The sequence below is a fragment of the Cytophaga sp. FL35 genome (assembly GCF_014349235.1).
In the GTDB taxonomy this organism is placed as follows: Bacteria; Bacteroidota; Bacteroidia; order Flavobacteriales; family Flavobacteriaceae; genus Euzebyella.
Genome location: NZ_JACSOH010000006.1, coordinates 85,393 through 110,391, shown reverse-complemented (window position 1 = coordinate 110,391; position 24,999 = coordinate 85,393). Strand labels below are relative to the sequence as shown.

23 protein-coding genes are annotated in these 24,999 nt (G+C 41.0%); 14 read left to right on the top strand and 9 right to left on the bottom strand.

The features are described from left to right. Positions 1-51: 51 nt before the first annotated feature. The 4 genes from BIZ36_RS06660 to ppgK all read left to right on the top strand — a co-directional run bounded on the left by BIZ36_RS06660 (position 52) and on the right by ppgK (position 3,902). A complete protein-coding gene (locus BIZ36_RS06660; protein WP_187457100.1) occupies positions 52-735 on the top strand; it encodes a cell division ATP-binding protein FtsE in 684 nt (227 codons plus the stop codon). Between the two features lie 9 nt (positions 736-744). Continuing rightward, positions 745-1,560 (top strand): NUDIX hydrolase, encoded by an 816-nt coding sequence (locus BIZ36_RS21110; RefSeq protein ID WP_286174635.1) that lies wholly within the window; start codon positions 745-747, stop codon positions 1,558-1,560. Between the two features lie 41 nt (positions 1,561-1,601). After that, the gene (locus tag BIZ36_RS06650; protein WP_187457099.1) at positions 1,602-3,077 is read left to right on the top strand and encodes a sulfatase; all 1,476 of its coding nucleotides are present in this window, start codon (positions 1,602-1,604) and stop codon (positions 3,075-3,077) included. A gap of 75 nt (positions 3,078-3,152) precedes the next feature. Next, the gene (gene ppgK / locus BIZ36_RS06645; RefSeq protein WP_187457098.1) at positions 3,153-3,902 is read left to right on the top strand and encodes a polyphosphate--glucose phosphotransferase; all 750 of its coding nucleotides are present in this window, start codon (positions 3,153-3,155) and stop codon (positions 3,900-3,902) included. Here the strand turns inward: ppgK and BIZ36_RS06640 are convergent. From BIZ36_RS06640 to BIZ36_RS06625, 4 genes are all read right to left on the bottom strand, one after another. Further along, positions 3,899-4,798, bottom strand: a complete 900-nt coding sequence (locus BIZ36_RS06640) for a LolA-like protein (RefSeq protein ID WP_187457097.1) — start codon at positions 4,796-4,798, stop codon at positions 3,899-3,901. The genes ppgK and BIZ36_RS06640 overlap by 4 nt on opposite strands. Positions 4,799-4,838: 40 nt before the next feature. Continuing rightward, positions 4,839-5,627, bottom strand: coding sequence for an SDR family NAD(P)-dependent oxidoreductase (locus BIZ36_RS06635; RefSeq protein WP_187457096.1), 789 nt, complete (start codon positions 5,625-5,627; stop codon positions 4,839-4,841). A gap of 188 nt (positions 5,628-5,815) precedes the next feature. Next, positions 5,816-7,615, bottom strand: coding sequence for a translational GTPase TypA (gene typA / locus BIZ36_RS06630; RefSeq protein WP_187457095.1), 1,800 nt, complete (start codon positions 7,613-7,615; stop codon positions 5,816-5,818). Positions 7,616-7,729: 114 nt separating this feature from the next. Then, positions 7,730-8,272 carry a hypothetical protein gene (locus BIZ36_RS06625; RefSeq protein WP_187457094.1) on the bottom strand — a complete coding sequence of 181 codons (543 nt, stop codon included), beginning with the start codon at positions 8,270-8,272 and terminating at the stop codon, positions 7,730-7,732. Positions 8,273-8,411: 139 nt separating this feature from the next. Here BIZ36_RS06625 and kdsA point away from each other — a divergent pair, with 139 nt between their 5' ends. The 7 genes from kdsA to BIZ36_RS06595 all read left to right on the top strand — a co-directional run bounded on the left by kdsA (position 8,412) and on the right by BIZ36_RS06595 (position 16,021). Continuing rightward, positions 8,412-9,230, top strand: a complete 819-nt coding sequence (kdsA, locus tag BIZ36_RS06620; RefSeq protein WP_187457093.1) for a 3-deoxy-8-phosphooctulonate synthase — start codon at positions 8,412-8,414, stop codon at positions 9,228-9,230. Positions 9,231-9,366: 136 nt separating this feature from the next. Further along, positions 9,367-11,685 (top strand): TonB-dependent siderophore receptor, encoded by a 2,319-nt coding sequence (locus BIZ36_RS06615; RefSeq protein WP_187457092.1) that lies wholly within the window; start codon positions 9,367-9,369, stop codon positions 11,683-11,685. Positions 11,686-11,751: 66 nt separating this feature from the next. Continuing rightward, positions 11,752-12,084, top strand: a complete 333-nt coding sequence (locus tag BIZ36_RS06610) for a DUF3325 family protein (RefSeq protein WP_187457091.1) — start codon at positions 11,752-11,754, stop codon at positions 12,082-12,084. Next, on the top strand, positions 12,084-12,371 hold the full coding sequence (locus BIZ36_RS06605) for a hypothetical protein (protein ID WP_187457090.1): 288 nt from the start codon (positions 12,084-12,086) through the stop codon (positions 12,369-12,371). The genes BIZ36_RS06610 and BIZ36_RS06605 overlap by 1 nt, the downstream gene beginning before the upstream one ends. Next, positions 12,368-13,045 (top strand): PepSY-associated TM helix domain-containing protein, encoded by a 678-nt coding sequence (locus BIZ36_RS20735; protein ID WP_222937287.1) that lies wholly within the window; start codon positions 12,368-12,370, stop codon positions 13,043-13,045. Before BIZ36_RS06605 ends, BIZ36_RS20735 begins: the two co-directional genes overlap by 4 nt. Beyond that, entirely contained in the window at positions 13,042-13,914 is an 873-nt protein-coding gene (locus BIZ36_RS20730) for a PepSY domain-containing protein (RefSeq protein ID WP_222937286.1), read from the top strand. The genes BIZ36_RS20735 and BIZ36_RS20730 overlap by 4 nt, the downstream gene beginning before the upstream one ends. A 121-nt stretch (positions 13,915-14,035) precedes the next feature. Further along, entirely contained in the window at positions 14,036-16,021 is a 1,986-nt protein-coding gene (locus BIZ36_RS06595; protein WP_187457089.1) for a DUF3858 domain-containing protein, read from the top strand. A 4-nt stretch (positions 16,022-16,025) separates the two neighbouring features. Here BIZ36_RS06595 and BIZ36_RS06590 read toward each other — a convergent pair whose 3' ends face one another. Next, the gene (locus BIZ36_RS06590) at positions 16,026-16,982 is read right to left on the bottom strand and encodes a bifunctional helix-turn-helix transcriptional regulator/GNAT family N-acetyltransferase (protein WP_187457088.1); all 957 of its coding nucleotides are present in this window, start codon (positions 16,980-16,982) and stop codon (positions 16,026-16,028) included. 76 nt (positions 16,983-17,058) lie between these two features. Continuing rightward, the gene (locus tag BIZ36_RS06585) at positions 17,059-18,042 is read right to left on the bottom strand and encodes a serine/threonine dehydratase (protein ID WP_187457087.1); all 984 of its coding nucleotides are present in this window, start codon (positions 18,040-18,042) and stop codon (positions 17,059-17,061) included. 348 nt (positions 18,043-18,390) lie between these two features. Here BIZ36_RS06585 and BIZ36_RS06580 point away from each other — a divergent pair, with 348 nt between their 5' ends. Beyond that, complete coding sequence (locus BIZ36_RS06580; protein WP_187457086.1) at positions 18,391-19,995, top strand: sulfatase family protein; 1,605 nt, start codon at positions 18,391-18,393, stop codon at positions 19,993-19,995. Positions 19,996-20,026: 31 nt separating this feature from the next. Here the strand turns inward: BIZ36_RS06580 and BIZ36_RS06575 are convergent, their stop codons facing one another. After that, a complete protein-coding gene (locus BIZ36_RS06575; RefSeq protein ID WP_187457085.1) occupies positions 20,027-20,398 on the bottom strand; it encodes a DUF1801 domain-containing protein in 372 nt (123 codons plus the stop codon). Between the two features lie 85 nt (positions 20,399-20,483). Here BIZ36_RS06575 and BIZ36_RS06570 point away from each other — a divergent pair, with 85 nt between their 5' ends. After that, entirely contained in the window at positions 20,484-21,401 is a 918-nt protein-coding gene (locus tag BIZ36_RS06570; protein WP_286174634.1) for a phospholipase A, read from the top strand. 41 nt (positions 21,402-21,442) lie between these two features. On the opposite strand, the gene BIZ36_RS06565 is transcribed toward BIZ36_RS06570, so the two are convergent. Continuing rightward, a complete protein-coding gene (locus tag BIZ36_RS06565) occupies positions 21,443-21,709 on the bottom strand; it encodes a hypothetical protein (protein ID WP_187457084.1) in 267 nt (88 codons plus the stop codon). Positions 21,710-21,835: 126 nt separating this feature from the next. On the opposite strand from BIZ36_RS06565, the gene BIZ36_RS06560 reads away from it, so the two are divergent. Next, positions 21,836-23,284 carry a sulfatase gene (locus tag BIZ36_RS06560; protein ID WP_187457083.1) on the top strand — a complete coding sequence of 483 codons (1,449 nt, stop codon included), beginning with the start codon at positions 21,836-21,838 and terminating at the stop codon, positions 23,282-23,284. A 299-nt stretch (positions 23,285-23,583) separates the two neighbouring features. Here BIZ36_RS06560 and BIZ36_RS06555 read toward each other — a convergent pair whose 3' ends face one another. Further along, positions 23,584-24,789 (bottom strand): NAD(P)-dependent oxidoreductase, encoded by a 1,206-nt coding sequence (locus BIZ36_RS06555; RefSeq protein ID WP_187457082.1) that lies wholly within the window; start codon positions 24,787-24,789, stop codon positions 23,584-23,586. Between the last annotated feature and the right edge of the window lie 210 nt (positions 24,790-24,999).

Genomic DNA, 24,999 nt, shown 5'->3' with positions numbered 1-24,999 from the left:
AAGTAACTTAGATCAACTACCTAACTTAAAGTAAAACATTGCGCCCCAACTATGTCGGAAACTATTTTAGAGCTAAAAGACGCCTCTATTTTTCAAAAAGACAGCCTTGTACTAAATGAGGTGAACCTAGATGTTCAAAAAGGTGAATTCGTATACCTTATTGGAAAGACCGGAAGCGGCAAAAGTAGTTTTATGAAAACCCTGTATGGAGATTTACCCTTAAAAAAAGGAACGGGTAGTATTGTGGGTTTCGACTTGAAAAAACTCAGGGAAAAAGAAATTCCTTATTTGAGAAGGAAAATTGGAATTGTCTTTCAGGATTTTAAGTTATTGCCGGATAGAAACATTAACAATAATCTGTTTTTTGTTTTAAAAGCCACTGGATGGAAGGACAGGCCAAAGATGCAGCAAAAAATTGAAGACGTCTTGGGTAAAGTGGGAATGAAAACAAAAGGTTTTAAATTTCCACATGAACTATCCGGAGGGGAACAGCAACGGATAGCCATTGCCCGCGCCCTCCTCAACGACCCCGAGCTTATTCTTGCAGATGAACCAACGGGCAACCTTGACCCCCAGACCAGCGTTGAAGTAATGAAAGTGCTGCAGGAAATTCATAAGGCCGGTAGATCCATTTTAATGGCTACCCATGACTATGCCCTCATCCTTAAATATCCGTCCAAAACCCTCAAATGCGACGGAAACAAAATTTTTGAAGTAGTACAGAGAGCCGTATAAAAATCCAAAATGATTCTAAAAAAACGCACCTATACCACGGACAAAAAGGTACATCCATTTATTGGCGCACTCCTTTTTGTTATTTCCATAGTGCTTATCCTCATTACGGGACCTTTAGGTTTCATTTATGGTATTCTTCATTCGCTTTTTAAACAGGGTTTTAAAGGTACCGGGGAATTCTTTCTTAAAATAGCCATTTCAGTGGACCAACTGGGCAACGTGCTCATGCAACACCTGCTCAATTTACTTTGGATGAAACCCGGAGGGTATAAATTTGGGAATAGGGATGAAACCATTTCCAGTGCCCTGGGACGAAACAAAAAATTAGAAACCCTTACTTGGCAGGGACGCTTCATTGATAAAATATTGGACATCATTGACCCCAACCATAGCCTGAACTCCATAGACTATTACATTGAACCTACCGCCAATATCATTGACAAACTGGCTTGGATACATATTGTGGACGGAAAGATTCTGGTGACCAGAAATTTGGGTCGTGGTAAATTTTATATTCCGGAAGGAAACAGAAAAAAGGGGGAATCCGATGCACAAACCCTACATAGGGAAATTCAAGAAGTGCTCAACGTTGACATTGAACTCCCAACGATGAATTTTGTGGGTATTTTTGAAGCACAGGCAGACGGGTATAAACCCGGAATACTGGTTAGAATGACGTGCTATGCCGCCAATTATTTAGGAGACCTAAAACCTCATGACAAAATTGAGGAAATAGCATGGTTGGGATATGAGGATCGCGAAAAGGTTTCAGAGGTGGACACCCTCATTTTTGATGTCCTACAAGAAAACGGTGACCTTATTTAAATATCCTTTTTAGTATCTTTTGGCTTTCAACCCAAAAGACCATGCACAATAACCGTTCAATAATCCTAACACTCCTTTTTCTCGTTTTTTGGTTGCCTTGCCAATCACAAGAAAAACCCAACATACTTTTTATAGCCGTAGACGATTTAAGAAATGAACTGGGAGTACATGAAGGCTCACAGGCCATTACCCCAAATTTGGATGCTTTAGCCAATACTGGTTCGCTATTTACCCATCATTATGTACAGGTACCTACCTGTGGCGCATCAAGACATTCCATTTTAACCGGTAGGAGGCCCTATAAAAAAATACATTTGAGCAATAGGGCAATTGAAAAGGAAATTTCGGATAAACCAGAAAGCGATGTTCCGGAAAGTTTTATCCATCAATTAAAGACTTCCGGTTATCATACAGTTGGCATTGGTAAAATAGCTCACTCGGCAGATGGATATTTATACGAATATGAAGAAAAACCTTCCTCCAAAAGAGAGCTTCCCCATAGTTGGTCCGAAATGCATTTCAACGCCGGAAAATGGTCCACCGGGTGGAACGCCTTTTTTGCGTACGCCAATGGCGAAAATAGACAGAGCCTAAAGAAACAAGTAAAACCCTACGAAGCTGGAAATACAGATGATGAGGGGTATCCAGATGGCCTCACGGCCAACCTCGCAGTTTCAAAATTAAAGGAACTAAAGAACTCCAAACAGCCCTTCTTCTTAGGGGTTGGCTTTTTCAAGCCCCACCTACCCTTTAATGCGCCCAAAAAGTATTGGGACCTTTATGACAGGGACAAAATTAAAGTATCTGACAATCCACACTTGCTAAAAAACGTGGATTTGGCAAGTTACAACAACAACGGAGAATTTAACCAATATGCCTTGGGAGAGGAAAAAGCAAATTTGGAAGAGCCCGTTTCCGAAACCTATGCTAAAAAACTCAGGCACGCGTACCTAGCCGCAGTAAGCTATACGGATGCACAAATAGGAAAGTTATTGAAGGAATTAAAAGCATCCGGTTTGGACAAGAATACGGTTATCATCATTTGGGGCGATCACGGTTGGCACTTGGGAGACCAACGCATGTGGGGAAAACATACCCTTTTTGAAAATGCCCTAAAAAGCACTCTGATTATTAAAGAGCCTTCAATAGAAAACCAACCCAAAAGAATCGACCAAATAGTTGAAAGTGTTGACCTTTACCCCACCATCCTTGAAATGGCTCAATTGAAGCCAAAAACAACCTTGGATGGCATAAGTTTGATGGCTCTGCTCAGGGGCGAAAATAACTCGGACAAACCCTATGCCTATAGCTATTTTAAAAATGGAATTACCCTTAGAACCCCAAAATATAGATTGACCAAATATTATAGGGAACAGAAACCGGTAATTGAATTATACGATCACACCCAAAGCCAAAATGAAAGCACCAATATTGCCAAGGAAAATCATAAAATAGTGGATAGGTTGATGCCTATTTTATCACAGGGAAATACGGGTTTGTACGATAACACCAATTAGACAGCCATTGACTCCAAAAGGTTCTTTTCTATCAAAAGTTTTTGTTAATTTGCCATCCAAATAGAATTAAGCATAATGGAAATATTAGGAATTGATGTAGGTGGTTCAGGAATAAAAGGCGGTATGGTCAATATAGAAACCGGCGAAATGACAACTGAACGCTTCCGTATTCCTACGCCCCCATCGCGCACTCCTGAGGCAATGGCAGATGTCATTGCTCAAATTACGGCACACTTTAATTACAAAGGAAAAGTGGGCTGTGGGTTCCCAACCATAATCAAGAAAGGAATATGCAAGTCTCCCGGTAATTTAGACCCAAGCTGGTTAGGTGTCAATGTAGAAAAATTATTTGAGGAGCGCACAGGTCTGGATTTTACGGTGGTAAACGATGCCGATATTGCTGGTTATGCCTGTATGACCTACGGAATTGGTAAAGGAGAAGAAGGTTTGGTAATTATGATAACCATTGGAACGGGCCTTGGTAGTGGTGCTTTTCTTGATGGAAGGTTGATTCCCAATTTTGAGTTGGGTCAAATACCCTATAAATCCTATAAGAAAATTGAAACTTGGGCCGCAGGTTCCGCAAAGGACAGGGAAGGATTGTCCTATAAGAAATGGGGCAAAAGGTTTAATAAGTTCTTGAAATATGTAGAATTACTGGTTGCCCCAGACCTTATTTTATTGGGAGGCGGTGCATCCAAGGATTTTGATGAATTTAAAAAGTATATTAAGATAGAAACCCCGGTAAGACCTGCACAGCTTCAAAACCATGCAGGTATTATTGGAGCCGCTGCCGCAGCCATGCACAATATCCCTATAGATTAAAGGCTTTTGGCATCTTCTGGGATTTCAAAATAATCTTCGGGAAGCGTAGCATCAAAATGCATTTCACTTATATCAATTTTAGTAATGTATTCCCCAGGAAGTCCATCTTTTGTCCAATGGGTCTTAAATCCGCTGGGCAGTAAAATTCCTTCTACATTTACCAACTTTTCTACTTCCATAAATTTTTCCGGATTGTGCCCTCCATCCTTAAAATATTCAGGATAGGAAACAATGTACCTCACTGCTGTAATTAAATGACTTTCCGCATCAAAATGCAGTATATAGTAATCATCGGGAGCATCACCGGTACCGGCGTCAAAGGTAACCTTCACAACATCATTGGTCTTTCCTTGGTATTGCGCCTGTGAAAGTAAATCTAGATTCACGCCCTCACCATCCAAAATAAACGGGTGGCCCATTAAGTATAAAGGTGTTAACGCCCAAAATTTGGTATCATAGGCAAAAGCGGTGCTATCTTTCGCTTTTACCCAGGCCTTTTCCCCTGTCCAACCAAAACGTGCTGTAGAATCCTCAACACTCGTGTGCTTGGCCCTGTTTCTCCATACATCAATAGTTTGATAGCTGTCTCTTACGGGCTTATCATCCAATGGCTGATAATTGAACCTCATGGAGAGAGCTCCGTTGGAAAACCATCTTTTTAATCCCCCATGGGCTTCCATTGCCTGCCAAACAACCTTTCCTGCCGCTGTTGAAGACAATCGGGCTTTTGCTTTACCAACCCTATTATCAATCCATTTATCTGGAACCGAACCCACTTCTTTATCTTCTTGCACCTGAGTTGTGGTACTGTTAGTATCGGGTTTTTTCTTTTCGGAATTACAACCTGCAAAAATTAAAAAGCCAAGCACAGGTAAGGCCCATAGTGTGTTTTTCAAAGTGATTTTATTCAAAAGGTTAAGGCCCCAAAAAAGTGAACTACATGGATTTATGCTCTAAACTTGCCTCTCGCCTTTCATCATAGCTCTCGGCAATTTTGGCATCCAACTTTTCGGGGCTTTCAAAATTTAATTTACTCTCTTGTAGTCGTTCTTCCCCGCCAAAAATTACATGAAGTTTTTTATTGATCAGTCCTTCTATCGATTTTTCGGCAACATGCTCTGGAGTGTCCATATTTTGCGCCTTGGAAGTAGTCATCATATCCGTATCCGTAGCTGCGGGATACACACAAGTAACCGAAATATGATCAGGCTCCAATTCCCTTCTAATAGCATCCGAGAATTGTCTTACCGCTGCCTTTGTACTTGCATAAACAGAGTAGAAGGGCATTCCTATAAGCCCCAATCCAGAAGATACATTCAAAATAGCCGCATCATCGGACCTCTTCAAAATAGGAATACAGTATTTGGTTATCACTACCACTGCCGTAAGGTTGACGGCTATTTGATCGTAGATATCTTCATCGGATTGCTCATCCAAGGGTCCTGCAGAAACAACTCCCGCATTATTGATCAAAACATCCAAGGAACCCCATTCATCCTCAACCTTGGACGATATTTCCCTAAGGGCGTTGATATCCCCAACATCGCCCCTAACGAATAAAAAATTTACCGATTCAAATTCTTCGCGAAGTGCCTTGAGACTATCCTTATCTCTACCTATGACGGCAATATCCTGAACCCCATGTTTTACGAGTTCGGTAATCATACATTTTCCTATTCCCCTAGACCCTCCGGTAATGAGAACTTTTTTTCCTTTAAGCTGCATATTAATTAATTTGAGTTAAGTTGACAGCTTTAAGGTAGATATAATCTGGAGCAAGAAGAACTAAATAAATCTTACTGTTTTAAGAATTATCAAAGTGCAAAAATTCACACTTTGATTTTGAATTATTAGTAAGGATTTAACGATTTTTTAAAAAAGAAAAAGCCCCGATAAAATCAGGGCTATCCTCTTTAAGCAATTTTATTCCGTTTCCGGTCAACCTCCTTTAAAAACACCTTTCTCAATCTTAGGTGATTAGGGGTTACCTCCACATATTCATCTTTTTGTATGTATTCCAAAGCCTCTTCCAAGGAGAACTTGATCGCAGGTACAATCTTCGCCTTATCATCAGCTCCTGCTGAACGCACGTTAGAAAGCTTTTTGGTCTTTGTAACATTCACCGTCATATCATCTTGGCGCGAGTTTTCTCCAATTACCTGACCTTCATAGATATTTTCTCCCGGATCGATAAAGAACTTACCACGTTCCTGAAGCTTATCTATGGAATAAGGAATAGCCGTACCTGTTTCCATAGATACCAATGAGCCATTGATTCTTCCTGCAATATCTCCTTTTAAAGGTTGATACTCAATAAATCTATGGGACATAATAGCTTCCCCTGCCGTTGCCGTTAGCAATTGGTTTCTTAGACCTATGATACCTCTGGAAGGAATAATAAACTCACAGATCATACGGGTACCCTTGGTTTCCATACTAACCATTTCTCCTTTACGGATAGATACCATTTCCACCGCCTTACCGGAAACTTCTTCAGGTAAGTCAATGGTCAATTGCTCTACAGGCTCACACTTAACACCATCAACCTCCTTGATAATAACCTGTGGTTGACCGATCTGAAGCTCGTAGCCTTCTCTCCGCATGGTTTCGATCAACACGGAAAGATGAAGCACCCCACGACCAAATACCAAAAATTTATCGGCACTATCCGTTTCTTTCACTCGTAACGCCAAGTTCTTTTCCAACTCTTTCTCCAAACGTTCCTTAATGTGTCTTGAGGTTACGAACTTACCGTCCTTACCAAAAAATGGACTGTCATTGATGGTAAACAACATACTCATGGTAGGCTCATCAATGGCTATGGTCTGTAGTTGCTCGGGGTTTTCAATATCGGCAACGGTATCGCCAATTTCAAAACCGTCCATACCAACAATAGCACAAATATCCCCTACTTCAACGGTCTCCACTTTCTTTCTACCTAATCCTTCAAAAACAAAAAGTTCTTTAATCCTGGACTTTACAATAGACCCGTTTCTCTTTATCAAAGATACCTGCTGACCTTCCTTAAGGCTACCTCTTTGCAATCTACCAATGGCAATCCTTCCAGTAAAGGAAGAAAAGTCAAGTGAGGTAATCAACAATTGCGTATTACCCTCGGTAGGTTTAAAGGTTGGAATATGCTCGATGACCATATCCAGCAAAGGTTCAATATTCTTCGTTTCTTTTTTCCAATCCTCACTCATCCAGTTGTTTTTGGCAGAACCATAGACCACTGGAAAATCCAACTGCCATTCTTCGGCACCCAACTCGAACATTAGATCAAAAACCTTTTCGTGAACCTCCTCGGGCGTACAGTTTTCTTTGTCCACCTTATTGATGACCACACAAGGCTTAAGACCTAAATCTATGGCCTTTTGCAGCACAAAACGCGTTTGGGGCATAGGACCTTCAAAAGCATCTACCAACAATAATACGCCATCGGCCATATTAAGTACACGCTCCACCTCTCCACCAAAATCGGCGTGACCGGGAGTATCGATGATGTTAATCTTTGTATCCTTGTAAACTACGGAAACGTTCTTTGAAGTAATGGTAATACCTCGTTCCCTTTCCAAATCATTGTTATCAAGGATCAGGTCTCCAGTATTTTCGTTTTCACGGAACAACTGGCAGTGGTACATAATTTTGTCTACCAGGGTGGTTTTACCGTGGTCAACGTGCGCGATAATCGCAATATTCTTTGTTGTAGACATAATAAAAAATTAAAAGGGTACAGCCCTCTTTTGAGCGCGCAAAGATACTGCTAATTTTCTAGTCTTCAACGAAGTTGATGTTATTTTTATGTGATTGATTTTGAGAGAGTTATTTTATCGAATCTTTTTAACCACCCAACCCAATTTTGTATCTATCAAGACCGCAGGGCCAAAATCGGATTCGGTAATACCTACACCGGGACCAAAAGACACGTTCCAATAAAAGCCTTTAGGCCTAGTTCGCTGAATTCCGTAATTGAGCGCCCCAATGTAGGAAACCGGGGTATCGTGCTCTATATTCCCCAATATGGGGGCTGCAATAATTGCTTGGTTTAAAAAAGAGACGTAATTACCGCTATTACCCCTTATATTCTTTCCTTTACCTATCCTCCTTCTCATATTGGTATAATATCTATACTCCGCCCCCAATGCGGGAAATATTTCAAAATTATCTGTACTTCCATAAACTCGCTCGGACAAGGGAACCAAAATTGCTTCAAAATTTAGCGTAGATCGTTTACCTAAACCCAGCTCATAGGAAGCCCCCGGAGCCACTATATTTAACCTGAATAACCCCCTTTCTACCAGTTTATCGGTCTGGGCCTTAGAAGTAAAAAAAGCACTTACAAAAAGTGCCAGCAGTATTGTTTTTTTCATGAAGTGAAGATATATAATTTCCAACATGGCAATATCAATTATTGCACCAATCGCTTTCGCTTATTAGAAATAATTTCATTCCATCTTTATACCTATCAAATAGCTCTTTTAAATAGTATCTTTGTACAAATTTTAAGCTATGCAACTTCAAAATATTCCTCAAATAAAACACGCCAATAGCGATAATTTTTTTCTTTTATCGGGCCCCTGCGCCATTGAAGGAGAGGAAATGGCCTTACGTATTGCCGAAAAAATTGTTACGGTAACCGATAAGCTTAGAATACCCTATGTTTTTAAGGGAAGTTTCAAAAAGGCAAACCGAAGCAGAGTAGATTCCTTTACGGGAATTGGAGACGAAAAAGCATTAAAAATTTTAAAAAAGGTATCCGAAACGTTTGAGGTGCCTACTGTAACGGATATACATGAAATTTCCGATGCTTCCATGGCCGCGGAATACGTAGATGTTTTACAGATTCCCGCATTTTTGGTACGACAAACGGATTTGGTGATAGCCGCTGCCGAAACCGGAAAGGTAGTCAATCTAAAAAAAGGACAGTTCATGTCTCCGGAAAGCATGAAACACGCCGTAACCAAAGTAACCGATTCCGGAAACGAAAATGTTTGGATTACCGATCGTGGCACCATGTTTGGCTATCAAGATATGATTGTTGACTTTAGGGGCATACCCACCATGAAACAATATGCTCCAGTAGTTTTGGACGTTACGCACTCCTTACAGCAACCGAACCAGACTTCGGGCGTCACCGGCGGTAGGCCAGCCTTGATAGGCACCATGGCCCGGGCAGGTATTGCTGCCGGAGTAGACGGTATTTTTATGGAGACCCACTTTGACCCTGCCAATGCTAAAAGTGATGGTGCTAATATGCTTGACCTTAGCCTTCTAGAAAAGGTTTTAACCGATTTAACAGCCATTAGGGCCACCGTTAATTCCCTTTAGAAATCAGCAACATGCTAGAAATCAATCTGTTTTAACTTTTTATTTATAATTATTCTAAATAATTTTTTATAATTCGATTTAGAACATACATTTGCATTGTTATTTAGATTTAAACCAAATAAATATAATGCAATTGATGAAAAACATCCTTCTACCCTTTTTCCTTCTAGCTGCTTTTAGCTATGCGCAAGAAAATACCATTCAAGGTCATGTTATTGACCAAGACAACCAGCCAATTCCCTATGCCACGGTATTGATACAAAATACTACGATTGGGACGACCACGAAAGAAAACGGCGCATACAACCTTGCCACTGGTAATAAGAAATCAATCACTTTAATCTTTTCTTCCATTGGTTATACTACCGAAAGTAAGTCGATAACCCTAAACCCCAGCGGTATCACCCAAATACCCGATGTAGTACTTACCGAAAAGCAAGAACAACTGAACGAAGTCATCGTGGAAGGCCACCAAGACAAGTTTTTAGAGCGCGAACCTTCACAATCCCTTCGGTTAAAAACTGAATTAGTCAAACTACCACAAAACATCCAAGTCATTGGAAAAAATCTATTACAGGACCAACAAGTGACCACAATTATGGACGGACTTACTCGTAACGTGAGCGGTGTGACCATGCTAGAACATTGGGGAAATTTTGCCAGAATCAACATGCGTGGTTTTCGTTTACCTGCCTTTAGAAACGGCGTAAACGTTCAGGATTCATGGGGTCCGCTAGCGGAAGACATGAATACGGTTGAAAGAATAGAATTTGTAAAAGGTCCGGCAGGATTTATGATGGCCGCCGGTGAGCCTGGGGGTTTTTACAACGTAGTGACCAAGAAACCTACCGAAGAATTTATAGTGAATGCCTCGGTTTCTGCAGGTAGTTTCGATTTCTATCGAAGTACTGTCGATGTGGGCGGAAAGCTCACGGACAATGGCAAACTTCTAGGTAGGTTCAATGCCATGTATCAAACCTCGGACAGCCACCGCGGAAACGAGGATGCCGCCAGATATGGCATTGCACCCTCCCTGACCTATAAATTTTCCGATAAGACTTCCATAACTACGGAAGCCAATTTGCAGCAAGCCGAGTCGTACCTAGGTTCTGCCTACGTTTTTGCACCCGCAAGTGCCGGTTACGCCAGCCTTCCAAGGGACTTTAAATTCACCAATAACGATTACCCGGTTACGGATATCCAAGAAGTTACTTTTTTCACCAATGTTGACCATGAATTTTCAGATAAATGGAGCGTTCACGGACAACTGGCGTATTTAAGGTATGATCAAACCGGAAATTCCACCTGGCTCATTTCCATGGCCGAAAATGGAGATGCCGTTCGCTACACATCACAATGGGATGCCCTCTCTAGGGGTAAATATGCCCAACTGTACGTAAATGGGGAGTTCAACACCTTTGGAGTCAACCATAAAATAATGGGGGGTTTTGATTACAGCGATAAACGGTATTGGGCAGATTGGAATGCGCTTTCCATTGTAGACACCACGGTTCCGTTCAATGTTTTTAATCCGGTTTATACGGATAGTCCGGACACTAACTTTGACAGAAGTGTTCCAGTGCAAGAAAGAAACGGTGGAAATCCCTATGGCTCAAGTATCCTAAGGTCCTACTATGCACAGGATGAGCTCGGCTTCTTAGACCAAAAGATTCGATTGACCCTTGCTGGCAGGTACTCGAACCTATTTTCGCTTGGCCAAACGGAGACGGACAATGTGGTAACCCCGAGAGTAGGTTTAAGTGCCGATATTATCCCCAACCTGACCGTATTTGCACTTTACGATGAATCATTCCTTCCCCAGAGCGGTTTTAGCTCAGATGGTGAAATTTTAAACGACCCCGTAAACGGAAAAGACGTTGAAGGAGGAATAAAGGGGAATTTCTTTGACGGACGCTTGCAAGCCTCCTTGGGAGTTTACAAAATCAACAAGAACAAGATATTGGTAAGCGACCCCGCTTTCCCCAATGAAAATTTCAGCATTTATTCCGGCGAAATTGAATCCAAAGGAATTGAATTTGATATGCAAGGTGAAATCACTCCGGGATTAAACCTCATCTTGAATTATGCCAATACCAATGTGGAGGACAAATCTGGAAACCTGGTAGCCGGTCACGCCAAACACGTAAGCAATGGCTGGTTGAACTACGCCTTTGCGCCAGAAACCCAATTGAACGGTTTTGGCATTTCTTTGGGCTACCAATACCAAGTTGACCGAAGTACTTGGGCCTGGGCAGCCGATAACCAATCAGATTTACCTAACTATTTTCGAATGGATGGAGCCCTTTCATGGCACAATAATAAGTTCCGTGTACAAATAAACGTAAACAATATACTTGACGAATACCTCTATGCTGGGGCCAACTACGGAAGTTATATCTACTGGCAATCAGAACCGGGGATTAACGGTAGAGTGACCGTAGCTTATTCTTTTTAATCCTAATCTTAGTTAGTTACTTCCCCAGAAGAAAAATTTCTGGGGAAGGCTAACCATTACTATTTTATGTGGACCATATCAACCCTTCTCATTTTTATAGGTTTTTACCTAAACTATGTGACCTCGGCAAAAACAAGTAAGAACAACTCCGAATTGATTCAAAAATATGTGGGTAGACATCGGGTATCTCTCAAATGTATGGGCTTGTTCGTACTTCTTTTGGCCCTTATCATCTGTACACAGCAGTTAGGTTGGGCCTCCGGAATTTTCATCTTTATCATCCTCTTAATGACCGTTGCCAGCTCGATTATCCTTCTTGCTCCTCTAGAAATACTGCGCCCGTTGCCTCTTTTACTTGGTCTGACCTTGCTTATAATAACTGAAAACCTGTTTCTATAATGCCGGCCAACCCTAAATACCTCAATCCAAAATTCAGCCATCGATTGGCAACAATTACTGCCGCTATTTTTGGAGGATTATTGGTCACCCTTAGCTTTCATTTTGCCCTAGCGGTCTGGTTTGACCAAGTAACCGTAATCATCACTAGCACTTTTACAGCCTTTATTCTATGGGTAGTTCTGATGATGTTGGCCTTTATGGCTAAAAATGGACTAAAAATTTGGGGCATATACATCTTAGCAACCCTCATATTTTCGCTAATCACCTACTTAGGACTTCCCTCATGAAACGTAGAATTTATAACATCCTTTTCCACACCCACACCGTTAGCGGAATTATCATTAGCGTAGCCCTTTATGTAATTTTCTTTGCCGGTTCTTTTTCTTTTTTTAGAGATGAAATTGCCATGTGGGAAAGAGGTCACCATGCGGAGAGTCAAGAACAAATTCCTGAAGATATCGATAGTTACCTTAGGCATATATCGTTAGATAATGAACTCCAAGGCCGAGAAATCGAAATTTCAAGATATTACAACGAGCGAAATATCAACGTCCATTTAACAGCCTCAAAAGATTCCTTGGCTCCGCAACAGGCTCAAGAAAGAAAGAATTTTTACCTTGACATCAAAGATTTATCACAGTCCACCTACGCCACCAATTATGGCTTGGGCGAGTTTCTCTACAGATTACACTTTCTAGACCAGATTCCCTACCCATATGGCAGGTATCTATCCGGCTTTGTAGCCCTCTTTTTTCTATTTGCCCTACTTACCGGCCTATGGATCCATTGGGACAAAATAGTAAGCAATTTTTATGTTTTTAGGCCCTGGGCAAAACTTAAAACGCTATGGACCGATGCCCATACCGCTTTAGGACTCATAGGATTTCCCTTTCAATTTATTTATGCAGTCACCGGGGCCTTTTTTCTATTAAAGGGTATTCTCATGCTACCCCGGTTATGACCCTTTATAGGGGCGATCAGAACGCCCTTTTTGAAGATTTGGAATATACCCATCCGAAGTTTGACTACAGCTACCAACCGCTAGAAAATGAACCTACGGTTAATCAATTTATTAATAAAACACTTGAAGATTGGGAAAATTTTCATCTTGGGGAAGTACATATCTTTAATTATAATGATTCCAATATGCATGTAGCATTGAGTGGTCATCTTAATTACGCTACCAAGTTCAATGGCACCGGTTACCGAATTTACCGAATAAGGGATCAAAAACTGATTGATGAACGCATTCCCTTAGAAAACAACCGCTATTTGGATGGGGTCAAAAACGTATTGTTTCGGTTGCACTTAGGCGATTACGGCGGAATTGGTCTCCGGATTGTTTCTTTTTGGCTGGGACTTATTTCTTGTATCGTTATTCTTTCAGGAATCATGATTTGGATGGTGGCCCGAAATAAAAATCATATTTCCGAGAAAAAAATGAGATTCAACAATCAGGTAGCCAATGTTTATATGGCCATTTGTTTGAGCATGCTTCCGGTTACAGCAGTAAGCTTTTGTGCGGTAAAAATTTGGGGCGCGGAAAAAGGGTTTATTTACAAAGTCTATTTCTTAAGTTGGTTGGTAGCGAGTCTGTTCTTCACCCTTAAAAAGAACATCAACTTTACCAATAAATACTGTCTCATTTCCGGGGGAATCTTAAGCATACTGGTGCCTTTCTGCAATGGCTTTGCAACCGGACTCTGGCCTTGGTTTAGCTACCAGAAAGGTCTTACCGAGGTACTTTTTATAGATTTACTGTTCTTACTTATTGGAGGCATTTGTATTTGGGCAGTTTATATTAAAGGAAAACCTAAGCTATCTCATTAAATAACATCAATCATAACTTTCGTGCTGAGTTGGCAACATCCTACCCCTATTTTCTTCCGATGAACGAATTTGTTTAGCCCCCTTTATTCTTTAAGTTAGATTGGAGACCTAAAGACACTCCATGGTACAGTTAAGAATTTTTAGCTTCCTCTTCTTACTCATCTCCTTCAACGCTTTTTCTCAAACCGATGAATTTGGTAAACTCACTCAAGCAGAGAGAAACCTAAAAATCTACGAAAAAGACTCCAGCGCCTTTGCGGTGGTATTATATGAAAAGGGCGACAATTATTTTAAGGTTGTTGACAACTATATTAGATTGATAAAGGAGTACCATGTTAAAATAAAAATTTTAGATAAAAGGGGATTTGACCAAGGGACTATTTCCATTCCCTTGTACAAAGGGAAAACCTCCGAAGAAAAAATAGAGAAAATTAAAGCGGTTACCCACCTAAACGGAATAAAATACCCCGTAAGGGCATCAGAATTTTTCAAAAACGATTTAAATGAGCATTGGAAAGAACAGACATTTACCTTCCCTAAGTTAGAAGAAGGCTGTATCCTAGAGTATTCCTATCAAATTATCTCTCCGTTTTTCTTCAACCTCACAGGCTGGGATTTTCAGTCTGATATTCCAAAAATACACAGTGAATACAACGCCCAGATACCTGGCAATTATGTCTACAACAGAACCCTTATTGGGAACTTAACTTTGGACATAAATGATGCGAGCATCAAGAAAAACTGCTTTGAAGTCCCCGGTTACTCCCAAATTGCAGATTGCGAGGTGCTCAAATATTCCATGAAAGACGTTCCTGCATTTAAAAGCGAAAAGGAGTTCATGCTATCTGAAAGAAATTATAAAGCACGCTTAGATTTTGAATTGGCCAAACACAACAGGTTTGATGGTGTTATAGATAAATACACACAGTCTTGGGAAGATGTGGATAAAGAGTTTAAAAGCGACAAGGATATAGGACGCCAATTGACCAAAAACAATTTTTTTGAAAAACATGTTCCCGAAGCACTATTCTTAGAGCAAGACTCGTTGACAAAGGCCCTAAACATCTATAAATTTGTACGGTCCCATTATACATGGAACGGTAAGTACGGAGTATACGGAAAGGCTAGGGTAAAGGATGCCTTTGAGAAACGTTCCGGAAGCGCCAGTGAAATTAATATGACCTTGATCAACCTATTAAACTCGGCAGGCCTACCAACCAATCTTATGCTATTATCTACCCGAGAATCTGGACTCCCCAAGCAGACCCACCCAGTAATGTCAGATTTCAATTATTGCTTGGCTTACTTAAAAATAGACGATCAAGTGTTTCTATTGGACGCCACGGATAAATTCATGCCTTTTGGCAAGCTCCCATTTAAAACCTTAAATCATTATGGCAGGGTCATGGATTTTAAAAATGACAGCTACTGGGCAAAAATTTTGCCTGACAGCAACAATGTTTTACAGATCAGGGCTAGCGTAAATCTAGATATGCAGAATAATCTCCTTACTGGAATCATGGATAAGACAGCTCATGGTTATTTTGCCTTGAATACGTATAAAAAATTAGCGGACACCAATGAACCGGCGTATTTAAACTATATGGAAAAAGATGCCTTAGGCGATTTAGAAATTACCGAATATGAACTGAATAAAGACCTGAGCACCGCAAACAAAATTATGGAGCGTATCCATTTTCAAACTGAAGGTGATTTAAATTCCGATATGCTATACCTCAACCCATTTCATAGTGCCTTTTTCAAGGAAAACCCTTTTTCACTTGCAGAACGAAATTATCCTATAGATTTTGGATATATTCGGACCTATAAATACAACTGGGCTCTTAACATCCCGGAGGGTTACGAAGTAGTGGATTTACCAAAAAAGAATCGGGTAACCGTTGGCGAAAGCGATTTAATACTGGATTTCACCCCTTTGAAGTCACCCACACAGATTGGAATTAATTTTACCCTTTTAGTGCGCAATAGCCTTTTGTCTCCCAAGGACTATAAAGCCATAAAAGATCTTTTTGGCAAAGCCATTGATATTCAAAGCAATTCATTGGTTGTACTTAAAAAGACCACCATAAGTAATACTGGTCAGTAAGGAATTAATCTAGAATCTTTTCCATCTGAATATTGCTTCGGGAATAAGGAGTTGGCCTATGCGCCACTTTTTTAAAGCCAAGTTTTTGGTACAAACTGATGGCCGGTTTTAACACTGTGTTGCTTTCCAAATATACCTTTTTGGCTCCCAGTTCCTTTGCTTCCTCCAAAACGGATTTCCCTAATAAATATCCGATACTCTTTCCTTGAGCCTTGGGGCTTACTCCCATTTTCGCCAATTCGTAATCGTAATCGGGGTCGTTCATTTTTATCAGGGCACACACTCCCAAAGGTTCACCGTCGTAAAGGGCCACGATAATCTTACCTCCAGGGTTTAAGATATATTCTTCTGGATGCTCCAAAGCTTTGTAATCTTCCTTTTCCATCACGAAATACTTCGAGATCCATTCTTCATTAAGACTCTTAAAAATTTCTTTATAAGCACTGCTATATGGTACAATTTTTACCTTTTTTGCTTCCCTGATTTTGCGTTGCTCTTTTACCCGTTCAAAAAGTGACTTTTGTTCAAAAAGAAACTCCCATTCTGCCAAAGCCTCCCAGAGATTATGGTTTGCCTGAGATAGCAACTCGTCCACTGCGGCATCCACATCCTTGCATTGTACATCAATAATATGCTGGGCATTCTTTTCCCCCTTATCGGTCAAACGAACCGTATTTCTCCGTTTATCTTCCTTACTAACTTGTTTTTCCAACAGGCCTTTTTTCAACATCTCTTTCGCCATTTTGGTAACAGACGGCTGTGAGTGCGAAATCTTTTCTGCAATTTCCGTTATGGTCATTGGCCCATCTTGCGACAAAACGAACAACACCGGAAACCAATTGGGCGAAACATCCAATTGGTACATCCCATAAATTTTTCCAGCATCATCGGTCATTTGAGCCGATAACATGCGTAATCTACTTCCCAAGGCAATCTTACCTGTTCTATCAAAAAAATTCATAAATAGGTATTTATATAACTGGTTATGCAAATTTAGCATTTTATGGTTAAATGCCTCATTAGAGAATAAAAATTAATTAAAGTATGGGTACTTCCATCAGAAAATCGTCCTTCCAAATAGCTTTTTGTGTGGCATTATCGATATTGCCCCCGGTTAAAACCATCATGACCCGCTTTTTTGATTTTTGGGTCTTCAACCAATGAAATACCCCTTCCATGGTCATAGCGCTGGTGGGTTCCAAATGTAGTTTTAGCAAATGGGTTAGCCATTGGGTCCAATAGACGATTCGGTCCTCGGTAATTTCATACATCCCATCCAAGTGTTTCAAATGTTCGAAAGTAATGTCGCCTACAGACATGGTCATTACGCCATCTGCCAACGTCTTAGGTTTCGAGGCAAGCCGCTGAATGGAGTTTTTTCGGAGAGACTCTGCAGCATCATTGGCATTGAGGGGCTCTACCCCATAAACCTTACTTTTAGGAGATAGCCCCTTGGTGGCCACCAAAGTTCCGGATACGAGTCCCCCACCGCCACAAGGGGCAAAAACCGCATCGATTTCAGGCACTTCTTGCAGAGCCTCATACATGGCCGTACCTTGACCTGCGATTACTTGCTCATGATTAAAAGGCGGAATCCAATAGGTGCCCACCTCTTCCGAAGCCTTTTTTACTTTTGCATCGGCCAAATCTCTAGTTTCGCACAGAACCACCTCCGCACCGTACGATTTGGTAGCCTCAATCTTCACCTTACTGGAATAGTCGGGCATATAGATTGTTGCAGGAATATGGTACCGACTAGCCGCCCAAGCAATGGCCTGCGCATGGTTACCACTACTGTTAGCCACGATTTTCTTCGGCTTTTGGCCCGTTTCAATCAACCATGAAATGGTATTACAGCCTCCCCTAGCCTTAAAGGCCCCTATTTTCTGAAGACATTCGGCCTTAAAAAATATTTCGTGCCCCAGCCATTTATTCAATAATTGAGAACTAAGAACGGGTGTTCTTTTTACTTGTCCTTCTATTCGACCACAGGCTTTTTCAATATCAATTAGGCTGATCATAGGTAGGAATTTAAAAACATGCAAATTAGCATTTTTAAAACGGTACTCAGTCTTTACCCATGTGAAATATCGCCCCCTTCTTTTGTTCACTTACGATTATTGATACAATCCGGTCAAACCTGGACTTGTTTGATTTGTTTGCATCTTCAGATTTCCAAAAATTCCTATACTTGAAGCATTATAGACCCAGAAAAAGATTTAAAAATAAAATCGGCCATGTGCCGATATGCCCTTCCCAAGAACAACTGCTTAAAAAAGTCCTTACATAGGACTTTTTTAGTTTCCACCAGACAGCAACTGATATTAATTTGATAACTTGCCGTTACCAATTACCAAACCACACCACCAATGAATCTGAAGTATCTTACTTTGGCCTTGTTACCAATTATATTTGCCTCCTGTAGGGAAGAATCCAAAATCCTTCAATCCACAAAAAAGCCAAATATTGTTTTTATCATGTCTGATGACCATGCTTATCAAGCCATCAGTGCCTATGATGGCAAGTTGATTCAAACGCCCAATATTGATAGAATCGCCAAGGAGGGAATGCTCTTTAACAATGCCACTGTTACGAATTCCATATGTGCTCCCTCTAGGGCCGTTATTCTTACCGGAAAGCATTCGCACCTCAACGGTAAAATAGACAATCGAATGCCGTTCGACACGACCAATGTTACTTTTCCGCAACTGTTGCAAAAAGCGGGATATCAAACGGCCATGTTCGGAAAGCTTCATTTTGGCAATAATCCCAAAGGCTTTGATGAGTTCAAGATTTTACCGGGACAAGGGGATTATTACAACCCTAAGTTTATTACCCAAAGCGGAGATACCACCATTACGGGATATGTTACGGATATCATTACCGACTTGACTATCGACTGGATGGAAAAAAGAAGGGATACCGCTAAACCCTTTTTGCTGATGTACCTTCATAAGGCGCCACACCGTAGTTGGATGCCTGCCGAACGTCATTTTCCCGAATTCACTAAAAATACCTATCCCCTACCTGAAACACTTTTTGACGATTATAAATCAAGGGACGCCGCTGCCCCATCCGCAGAAATGGGTATACTCAAACACATGCAGGTTTCGTACGATCTTAAAGTACCGGATAGCATTGCCAACACTTTGGACATAAAAAACTGGAACCAGATAGGCAATCGCATCGGAAGGTTAAATGCTGACCAACGTGCCGCTTGGGATGCGGTGTACAATCCGATTGCAGAAAATTTTGCGGAACAATTCCCAAACATGAACGACAGTATTTTGACGGTCTGGAAATACCAACGCTACATGCAAGACTACTTGGGAACCATTGCTGCGGTTGATGAAAACGTGGGTCGCTTATTGAATTATTTAGACGAAAAGGACCTGTCTGAAAACACTTTAGTGGTCTACACTTCCGATCAAGGGTTTTATTTGGGTGAACACGGTTGGTTCGATAAGCGGTTTATGTACAACGAATCTTTTAAAACGCCGCTATTGATCAAGTGGCCCCATGTAATTACACCCAATACAACCGAAGAAGAAATGGTACAAAACCTTGATTTTGCCCAGACTTTCTTGGAAGTCGCCGGAGTGAACCCTCCGTCCGATATGCAGGGCGAAAGCCTGGTACCCCTTTTAAAGGGCAAAAAAGAAGCTTGGGATAGAGACGCCGTGTATTACCACTACTATGAATATCCTGGGGAACATGCGGTGAAAAGACATTATGGCATTTCTACCAAAGAATTCAAGCTCATTCATTTTTATCATGATGTTGACGAATGGGAATTGTATGACCGACTTAACGACCCAAACGAAATCCGAAACGTTTATGAAGCGCCCGAATATGCCGAAACGGTAAAGGCAATGAAGAAAAAATTAGAGGAGGTAAGAAAAAAATATAAAGATTCTGATGAGCTGAGCAACGGGTATATTGAACTTTACAAAGAAAATGGTTGGATTAAGTAAGTACCCATCTACAAAGAAAATAGCAGGGATATCACGATTTTTTATAAAATCCGTTTCCTCTAAGTTCATAGGCTTCGGAGATTACCTCTTGAAGTACCTGATCGTCAATTTCTTCTAAGGAGGTATAGCGTAACGATTTGACCACCTTTCGTTTTTCGGTGTTCATTTTATCTACATGCTTGGTCAAATGGGCGGAGTTCCAAAAGGCGATATCTACGAATTTTTTTTTGTGGGATGCGTTCAAATAACAAATGGGACTTTTACCCACATAAAAACAAGGAATACGCCATTTGTATTTCATCTCTACTTCTGGTATCACCCGTTGAATGGTCATCTGTAAATGAAGTAAGATACCTTTGTACGGTTCGGGTTGGTTGAGGATATATACTTCAGCTGGGTTCATTTTCCTACTAAAATTATGATAAACAAAGGCCTAAGAGGCATTGCGCGGTATCAAATATATACTTTTGCCAAAAAATTGCCTCTCCATGATTAAAATAAAGAGTAGTCCGCCCCTTTGCAAAATGGTATTACTATCCATACTGATAGTAGTTCAATTAGGTTTTGCCCAAGACAATGTGGACCAAGATTGGATTTTCAAGAACAGTAAAACCCTTTCCGAACTTTGGGAGTTGGATGAGGAACACCATAGAGGTACCTTTTTGATCACGTCCTACAAGCCCATTTATTTTACGCTCGCTAAATTTTCTACGGATACCAATAAATTTCCAAGTAGCGAAGAACGGAACAACGTGCTGCCGGAACCTGTAGACCTCAATGTGGTGGAATCCAAATTTCAACTGAGTATGAAAACCAAGGTTTTCTATAAGGTTTTATGGGGAAAGGCCGATGTTTGGGCAGCGTACTCACAACGTGCCTACTGGCAAATTTACAACAAAGAACTTTCAAGACCTTTTAGGGAAACCAATTACGAACCGGAAATCATCCTAAATTTTCCCATGAATTTTGATGTTTTAGGATTTAAAGGAAGAATGTTGGGTGCGGCTTTTATTCATGAATCCAATGGGCGTTCAGACCCACTTTCCAGAAGTTGGAACCGACTGGCTTTTCACGCCGGTTTTGACCGCGGACCTTTACAAATTATGCTTAAAAATTGGGTTCGTCTCGGTGGTAGCAACGATGACAACCCACATATATCCGACTATATAGGCCGAGGCGAGGCTAAGGTTACCTACGATTGGGGCCGGCAGCGCTTTTACGCCATTGCCCGGCATTCCCTAAAATTCGGAGATAAAAGCAGAGGAAGTATACAGTTGAATTACACCTTCCCCATCATTAAAAATTTTAGTGGACATATTCAGGTTTTTGATGGTTACGGGGAAAGTATGATCGATTATAACCATAGACAGACCACTTTTGGATTGGGAGTAAGTTTAATCAATTAACGAAATGAAGAATTGGTAGAATAGTTACTTGTTCAATAGAACTACATTCTACTAAAGTCTAAAATGGACTTTGGAAAATCAGCTTGCAGTAATTGATAAAAAGTAGTCGGGGTGTTTTCGGATAAACTGATGTTTTTACCTACGACATCAATATCGAATTGGAAGCAAGAAAAATCATAACAGCGATCAGGGTCTACTCGGCTAATTAAAAACTTGATTATTTTTGGCCTTAACTGGTACTCTAATTCAACGCAATATCTTTTAAGCAAAGGGTCTCCGTTGATATTGATAAGCCAATTAAAAGTCATCGAGGGAATTTTTAAAAGCAGGACAATATAAAAACTATTTACAATTTATTTACATTAAATATACTTTATTTTAAACCACAGACCGATTAAACCATACATTACCAACCGACAACCCCACCAAAAAAAATGAAACCAAACCTACTAACTCTATTAGTAATCGCATTACATCTCTTCAGTTGCCAAGAGCAGTCTGAAGAAAAAATTAAAAGACCCAATGTTCTCTTCATCATTGCCGATGATTTAACTACCACGGCCCTTTCTTGCTATGGCAACGAACTTGATATCAGTCCGAATATCGACGAATTGGCTGCTGAAAGTGTGCTTTTTTCAAAGGCATATAGCCAGTATCCTGTTTGCGGGCCGTCAAGAGCTTCCATGCTTTCCGGCTACTACCCTAATGCAACTACTACCTATGGCTATGTGAGCGGCAGGGAACATATAGGTCCTGAAAGAAAGATGCTTCCCCAACTTTTTAAGGAGAGCGGTTATGTTTCTGCCAGGGTGAGCAAAATTTACCATATGGGCGTTCCCGGGGATATTGAAAAAGGGAGCGATGGCAAGGATGACCCTGCTTCTTGGACAGAAAAATACAACAGCCAAGGTCCGGAATGGCTCGCCAAGGGAGCGGGTGAACTGGTTCAGGGAAACCCTGATGGAAGTTTGCCCATAAAAGGGGGCAATGTCATGACCATTGTAAAAGCGGAGGGCGACGATTTAGTGCATTCCGATGGAAAAACAGCTCAAAAAGCAGTGGAACTTTTAAAAAAATATAAGGACACCAGTTTCTTTTTGGCCGTAGGATTCGTACGGCCCCACGTACCCTTTGTGGCGCCTAAGAATTATTTTGAGCCCTATCCACATGAGGAAATGACACTTCCTAAAAAAGTGAAAGGAGATTGGGACGATATTCCCGAAAGGGGCATCAATTATGTAACTTCGGTTAACGGACAAATGAACCTAGAGCAGCAAAAAAAGGCCTTGGCCGCCTATTATTCCTCGGTTTCTTATATGGATGCCCAAGTTGGAAAAGTTTTGGAAGCCCTAAGAACCGAAGGTTTGGAAGAGAATACCATTGTGGTCTTTACCTCCGATCATGGTTTTCATTTGGACGAGCACGATTTTTGGATGAAAGTTAGCCTTCATGAAGAATCGGTACAGGTGCCCTTATTGATTAAAGCACCAGGGAAGAAACCCGCCGTTTGCCATTCGTTCACGGAACTGATCGACCTCTACCCCACCCTCGCCGATTGGGCCGGAATTCCGTATTCGCAACACCTGCAGGGAAAATCGCTGGTCAACATATTAGATAATCCCTCTAGCAAAGTGCGGGACATCGCTTTTTCCGTTTCCCAAGGGGGGAAATCGTTTTTATTAAGAAATAAGGATTGGGCCTTTATTCAGTATGATGAGGATGCCGCTTCAGGTTTGGAACTTTATGATATGAATAAAGACCCTCAGCAATACACCAATTTGGCTAATAATCCAACCTATGCGGACACAGTTGCCTTTTTTCAAGAAAAGCTCAAACAGAAATTAACGGAGGTGAGAACCAATGATTTGGGGATCAAGTATTAGTTGTTGGTTGTTGGTTGTTGGTTGTTGGTTGTTGGTTGTTGGTTGTTGGTAAAATATGAAAAACGACATTAGACGTAGGACGTAGGATAATATACATTTTTAGGAATAGAATTCCCCCCTAGAGGGGGGGAGTAAGGGGGGTGTTGTTCAAGATATCTTACTTTCTTTTTTATTTTGCATTACCCAAAAAACGAACCAAAAAACGATAGGCTGATTGATGCTTTTTTGAAATCTACACTTTTTCATATCCGCAGCGCCTGGACTGCTTTTTCCAAGGCAAAATGACGAATATCTTCCACTTATTCCTTACCGTCTACAAAATCTTGTAAATAGGAATACCGAGGTGTCAACTTACCATTTTGTGTCATGCGGGCCCGTTCTAAAATCCCATTTTTATCACCATTAAAGAACGCGGGAATTACATTTTTTAGAAAAGCTTCCCCAAATCCTTCGCTGGCATCCCTTGGTAATTCGCAGGGTAGGTTGTCTACCGCCATAACGGCGATGGCATTTTCGTTTTTAAAATCGGTTTCCTTTTCAGAAATAGGGTCGTAACCGTAAATGGGGTCGGCGATCGTAGAGGGTTTAATGGTGGTAGCGACCGGCCCGTCTATATCACAGCTTACATCGGCCACCACCTTAATTTTAAAGTTAGGGTGTTTGGCATCTTCGCGGGTATAGAGATAGGGAGCTCCTTGTCCGTAAAAATGACCAGCAATATAGAAATCGGTTACCTCGGCAAAGCGAAAGAAATTGCTTTTATATTCTTCCGGGTGGGCAAAAAAATCGGCTTTGTTGCCGCGCACTCCATCTTTGCGTTTGTTGTATTCGGAAGCATCGATTTGGCAATACACCGGCTCGTTAAATTCTTCTTTTAGGTATTCCGCCACGTTCACTTTTTTGAGGCCCATTGCATCGAGCATTTCCTTTGAGCCGTTGCCTACCCTGCCCTTTCCTGTCAATAAAATTTTGATGTTGGGAAGCTTTATTTTTTGTAATTCTGCGATCAAGGCCTGCTGATTCTCCAGGTTCTCCGCCTTGGGCAGTTCAAAGGTTCCGTATTTGAGTCCGAATGCCCGAAAACCATTATAAGCGCCCACAATACCCGCGTACCTACCGAAGGCCACCAAACGCTGTTCCTTTTCATTGGTGATGACTTCATGATCGTATAGTTCTATGTTCTTTTCCAAAATGGCCCTTAATAAATCTCTATTGTAAGGTTGTTTTTTAATGGTATGGGAAAAGAAAAAGTATTTTTTATTAGGAATCAGGTTTTCAATGGGCACTTCTTTTACCCCTAGAAGTACATCACATTCATTCATTTTAGAGGCCACTTCTAGCCCCGCCTTTTCATACACCTCATCGGAATAGGCCCTAATTGGTGAGGGCTCTACCATAATTTCGGCCTTTGGATATTTGGAGACGACTTTTTGACATGCCGTTGGTGATAGCACTACGCGCCTATCTGGCGGATTTTTTCGTTCTTTTATGATTCCGAATTTCATGAGTTACTTAGTTGTTGGTTGTTGGTTGTTGGTTGTTGGTTGTTGGTTGTTGGTTGTTGGTTGTTGGTTGTTGGTTGTTGGTTATTTTTTAAATTTAACCATTTTCAGCAGCATTTGACTTTTAACGACCGAAACACTGTTTTTAACATTCAATGCCTGGCTGGTTTCAAATGTAACGGAAGCGCATTCACTGTCAAAACTTTTTTTGGA